At 72.4% G+C, this 2,041-nt stretch carries 3 protein-coding genes; all 3 read right to left on the reverse strand.

The features are described from left to right. Positions 1 to 452: DUF58 domain-containing protein (locus ACM2XV_RS14745; protein WP_487027480.1), on the reverse strand; the 452-nt coding region annotated here is incomplete at its 3' end. 17 nt (positions 453 to 469) lie between these two features. Beyond that, positions 470 to 1,441 carry an AAA family ATPase gene (locus tag ACM2XV_RS14750; RefSeq protein ID WP_487027481.1) on the reverse strand — a complete coding sequence of 324 codons (972 nt, stop codon included), beginning with the start codon at positions 1,439 to 1,441 and terminating at the stop codon, positions 470 to 472. A 31-nt stretch (positions 1,442 to 1,472) separates the two neighbouring features. Beyond that, the coding region (locus ACM2XV_RS14755) for a S1C family serine protease (protein WP_487027482.1) at positions 1,473 to 2,041 on the reverse strand (569 nt) is incomplete at its 5' end.

The following is a 2,041-nucleotide window of genomic DNA, read 5'->3' on the forward strand; positions in this document are numbered from 1 at the left end:
CTGCGGCCCGTGCCGGGCGGCACCACGCGCGCCGCGCCCTCGTCGTAGAGCAGGGCGCCGACGCGGTTCCCGCTGCGGCCGAACAGCCGCGCGAGGGCCAGTGCGAGCTCGGCGAGGATCTCGTCCTTGCCGCGTCCGCCGGCTGCGGAGATCGCGCCCATCGAGGCGGAGCGGTCGAGCACGAGCCACACGGTGAGCTCGCGGTCTTCCGTGAAGACGCGCACGTGCGGTTCGCCGAGTCGCGCCGTGACGTTCCAGTCGAGGTGCCGTGCGTCGTCGCCGGGCACGTAGGCACGCAGGCCGGCGAAGTCGATGCCCGTTCCCCGGTGCACGGTGCGATAAGCGCCCTGCATGCGCCCCTCGAGGCGGCGCAGCACCCGCCATTCGAGTCGCAGCAGCAGCTTCTCGAGCGACGCGCCGGGCGCCGCGCGCGGCGCGTTCGGCTCAGACATCCGCTCTCACCAGCCCGTCATCGGCTCTGCAGAACGACGTCGGGCGCGGGCACCGAGCCGAGCACGCGCGTGACGATCGCGTCGGCATCGAGATCGTCGGCAAGCGCCTCGTAGCTGAGGACGACGCGGTGCCGCAGCACGTCGGGCGCGAGTTCGGCGACGTCCTGGGGAAGCACGTAGGCGCGACCGCGCAGGAACGCGAGCGCGCGCCCGCCGTGCACGAGGGCGATGGATGCCCGGGGGCTCGCGCCGTAGGAGAGGTAGTGCTCCAGCTCGCCGAGCCCGACGATGCCGGGCGACCGGGTCGCAGAGACGAGCCGCACGGCGTAGTCGGTGATGGCAGGGTCGACATAGACGCCCTCGACCCGCGCGCGCAGCTCGATCAGGCTCTCGGGCGTGAGCATCGCCTGGGTGAGCGGCGCAGACTGCAGCGAGCGCGCGACGATGGCGTGCTCCTCGGGTGGAGTCGGGTAGCCCACGACGACCTTCATCATGAAGCGGTCGACCTGAGCCTCGGGCAGCGGGTAGGTGCCCTCGGACTCGATCGGATTCTCGGTCGCCATGACGAGGAACGGCTCGGGCACGGCGAACGTCTCGCGCCCGATCGTCACCTGGTGCTCCTGCATGACCTCGAGCAGAGCCGACTGCACCTTCGCGGGAGCGCGGTTGATCTCGTCGGCGAGCAGAAGGTTGGCGAAGACCGGGCCGAGCACGGTCTCGAACTCGCCGGTGTGCTGGTGGTACACGCGGGTGCCGACGAGGTCGGCCGGCACCAGGTCGGGCGTGAACTGCACCCGCTGGAACTGGCCGCCGATCGCCGCGGCGAGCGACTTCACCGCGAGCGTCTTCGCAAGACCGGGCACGCCCTCGACGAGCAGGTGGCCGCCCGCGAGCAGAGCGACGGCCATGCGCTCGAGCAGCACGTCCTGGCCGACGATCGTGCGCTTGACCTCGAACAGCACGTGCTCGAGGGGGTGGGGCTGATTCATCCGGGCTCCTTCGGCTCAGGCATCCGCATCTCTAGATCTCGGGTCCTTGCAGCGCGCCGCCGTCGCGGCCGCCGCCGAGCGCCGTGCCGATCGGCACCGCGAAGCCGACGCCCGCCCACGCGCCGTCGTGGCCGGGGTCGGCGATCGACACGACGATCCCGATCACCGCGCCGCGCTGGTCGAGCAGCGGGCCGCCGGAGCTGCCGGGGTTCACGCTCGCGTCGAACTGGATCAGCCCGCCGAACGAGCCCTGATCGGTGTCGGCCTCGCGGCCCGTGCCCGAGACGACGCCCGACGAGACGCTGTACGAGAGGCCGAGCGGGTTCCCGATGGCGACGACAGGTGCGCCGACGGGCGCGTCGCCGCCCAGCGTGGCGGGCACGAGCGGCTGGGGCAGGTCGCTCGGGCTGAGCGTGGCGATGTCGTTGCCCGGGTCGCGCGTGGCGACGGATGCCGGAGTCCTGGTGCCGTCCGAGAAGGTGACGGTGATCGTGCCGCCGCCCGAGACGACGTGGTTCGCGGTCAGGATGATGCCGCCTGCCGTGGCCACCACGCCGGTGCCGAGCTCGCCGGCGCTCGTCTCGACGACCACGACCGAGG

Source organism: Gryllotalpicola sp. CP2-P1 (assembly GCF_057512245.1).

Excerpts from the sequence above, each read along its gene's own strand:
- ACM2XV_RS14750 (WP_487027481.1), bottom strand. The coding sequence starts at position 1,441 with ATGAATCAGCCCCACCCCCTCGAGCACGTGCTGTTCGAGGTCAAGCGC.